2 protein-coding genes are annotated in these 3171 nt (G+C 72.2%); one reads left to right on the top strand and one right to left on the bottom strand.

Translation table 11 applies throughout. From position 1 onward, the window contains the following. Positions 1-1694 (bottom strand): long-chain fatty acid--CoA ligase (locus Q0C38_RS23130; protein ID WP_291299497.1); only part of this gene is annotated, 1694 nt, incomplete at its 3' end. Between the two features lie 422 nt (positions 1695-2116). On the opposite strand from Q0C38_RS23130, the gene Q0C38_RS23125 reads away from it, so the two are divergent. Further along, positions 2117-2941: a universal stress protein gene (locus Q0C38_RS23125; protein WP_291299496.1), complete on the top strand. Its 825-nt coding sequence runs from the start codon at positions 2117-2119 to the stop codon at positions 2939-2941. Positions 2942-3171: the final 230 nt, after the last annotated feature.

Below are 3171 nucleotides of genomic sequence, written 5' to 3'. Positions count from 1 at the left end.
GAAAGAGTCTCGATCGGCACGAGGCCGCTCGCGCGGCCGCGTTCCTCGCGCCCCGCCTCCCCGGCGCGCGCATAGGCCTGCACGATGAGCTGGCGGCGCGGCTTGCCCAGCCGGGTGCGCGGGATGGGCTCGGCGGTCAGGCGGTACTCGGCGATGCGCTGGTAGGATGGCAGGGCGCGCGCGACCTCGCGCACGACCTCGCGGATCGCCGCCTCGCCCCCGTCCTCGGCCCGCGCGGCGCGCGCCGGCACGATCAGCCCGGCGAGGCGGCCGTCGTGCTGGAGGACCGCGATCTCCTCGATCGCCGGATGCGCCTGGTAGGCCTCCTCGATCTCCTCGGGCTGCAGGTTCTTGCCGCCTTCGGTGACGATCACCGTCGAGCGCCGACCGGTGAGGCGGAGCCAGCCCGTCTCGTCGATCCGGCCGAGATCGCCGGTGCGGAACCAGCCATCCGCGGTGAAGGCCTCTGCCGTCTTCTGCGGCAGCGCATGATAGCCTGCAAACACGCCCGGACCGCGGGCCAGGACCTCGCCCTCGGCGTTGCCCTCCGCCGCGCCCTCGATCCGCAGCTCGGTCTCCGGGGCCACGCCGCCGACGGTCTCGAAGCGCATCGCGCCCGGCGGGTGGATGGTGAGCATAGGCGAGGTCTCGGTGAGCCCGTAGCCGCTCGCCACCTTCCAGCCGAGCGCCTCCATCGCCCAGGCGGTCTCGGGCCGCAGCGCGGCGCCGCCGGAGACGACGATGCGCAGGGTGGGTCCGAGCCGGCGGTGCAGCGGGGCGAACAGCGTCGGCCCGATGCGCCAGCCGAAGCGCCGGCGCAGCAGGCGCGACAGCCCGAGCGCGGCGCTGAACAGCGCCTGCGCCGCACCGCCGCCCCGCCGCATCCGCTCGGCGAGCGCGCCGACCAGGGCATCGAACAGCCGCGGCACGCCGATCATCACCGTCGGCCGGCCAGATTGCAGCGCGGCGACCACTTGCGTACCGGTGAAGCCCGCCGGAAGCACGACGGCGATGCCGGCGGAGAGCGGCGTGAGCACGCCGATCACCAGCGGATAAACATGGTGCATCGGCAGCGGGAGCAGCACACGGTCATCGGGCGACACGATGCCCGTGCCGGCGAGCACGCGGAGCTGGTAGATCAGGTTCCCGTGCGTCAGCGGCACGCCCTTGGGCGGCCCGGTGGTTCCCGACGTGTAGAACAGGATCGCGCGATCCTCGGGACCGACGCGCGCGAAGGTGACCTCTCGGCTGTCGTCCGGCGCGTCGTCCTGGGCCAGCGCCAGCGCGCGCACGCCCCGCTGCTCGAGCGGCCTGCGCAGCCTCAACGCCGAGGATTGCGCGACCAGTGCGATGCGCGCCCCGCTGTCGCACAGCACGTGGCGGAAGCTCTCGGCGCCGAGCGTCGCGTCCACCGGTACCACGCAGGCGCCGCAATGCAGGATGGCGAGGCAGGCCATGATCCAGTCGGCGCCGCCCGGCCCGCAGAGGATGACCGCATCGCCCGGCCCGACACCCGCATGGACGAGACCGCGCGCCCGGCGCTCGACCTCGGCGGCGAGATCGCGGTAGCTGATCAGCCGCATCCGATTCGCCTCGAAGGCGACGATCGCGTCGCGCCACCCGCCCTGCGCGAGGTCATGCACCGCGGCCTGCAGTGTCGGCGGCAACGCGCGGAGCCCAAGGTTGGTTATCATGCCGTCCCATACGTCATACGCCGTCGACGCGCAGCGCCACCACGCACTGCTGCGTGCGAAACCGCACGCAGTCGCCGACAAGGGCATCGGATACGCAGCCGCCTCGGCGATGAGGAGACGCCGCGTAAGCCCTGCGCTCCACGCCCGTTAACGCTCGTCAGGCTGCGGCGTGCGTCCGCGAGCCCGATCGGCTGGGATTGATCTGCATCAATGCTCGTTAAACGTCGTTGCGTGCATTTGGGCGCCGTCGGCCAGGGAGGCGCAGCGGTCCCGGGCCCATGGCAAGGCCAGCCACGGACGGACAAAGCGGCGTGCGAACGAGACACGACGCGGCGGTTGGGACGCGTGCCGTGCACTTGAAAACCCGCCTCGTGCGAGCCTCATGCGTGGGGTGCAAATCGATCGTGAAGGAGCCTGAGAACGTGGGTTATACGACAATAGCGCTGCATGTGGAGCCGGACACGCTGGGCGCGGTGGATGCGTCCATTGCGCTGCCACTGGCCCTGGCGGAGGTGCATGCGGCGCACGTTGCCGCACTGGTTTTCGCGGCGAGTGTCTATCGCCCCGAGCCGGCCGGCGGCGACGCCGAGATGTCGGAGAACGCTCTGGCGGCGCGCGAGGACGGTGTGCTGCTGCATGTCCGGGCGGCGCTCGAGGCGCGCGGCCTGCGCTTCGAGGTGCGCGGCCGCAGCAGCTTCGCCTACGGCATCGGGGAGGTCCTCGCGGACCAGATGCGGGTCAGCGACCTCGGTATCATGTCCTTCGGGTCGGGCGCCGACATCGGCAAGCGCTTCGTCGCCAGCGGCGGCATCTTCTCGTCCGGACGCCCGATGCTGCTCGTGCCGCCCAGCCACGCCACCGCGTCGCCGCCGTCGCGCGCCATCGTTGCCTGGGATGCCTCGACTGCCGCGGTGCGCGCGGTGCATGGCGCGCTGCCGCTCCTGAAGCGGGCGGATTCGGTGACCGTCGTGAGCGTCACCGACGACAAGGAATTCCGTCCGGGGCAGTCGGCGGTCGAACTGACCCACCTGCTGGCACGGCACGGCGCGAAGGCTGACTTCCGGCCCGTGCAGCGCGGCAGTGGCGGCGTGACGCGCGCCATCCTCGACGCCGCGCGGGAGGCCCAGGCCGACCTGCTGGTGATGGGCGCCGTCCGCCATGCGCCGCTGCACAATCTGGTGTTCGGCAGCGCGACGATGGACCTGCTCGACCAGGGGCCGACGCTGCCGACGCTGCTGGCCGCATAGGCAGACCGGTCATCCGAGTGGTGGGCAGGTCGGGTCCAGCCGCGCACCACTGGACGACACTTCGGACCACGACCATCGAGGAGAGGTGGCATGTCGCTTCCGCCAGGCCCGGCACCGCCGCGCGCACAAAACGGAGGCGGCGCCGGCTGGCATAGCCTGGCGACGGAGCAGGCTTTGGGCCGTCTTGGTGCGGCGCCGGGCGGCCTCACGCGCGGTGAGGCCGCCCGGCG

It is taken from the genome of Elioraea sp., from assembly GCF_022842375.1.
In the GTDB taxonomy this organism is placed as follows: Bacteria; Pseudomonadota; Alphaproteobacteria; order Acetobacterales; family Acetobacteraceae; genus Elioraea_A.
The sequence above is the reverse complement of the archived record's forward strand: the minus strand, read 5'-3'. Positions and strand labels throughout refer to the sequence as shown.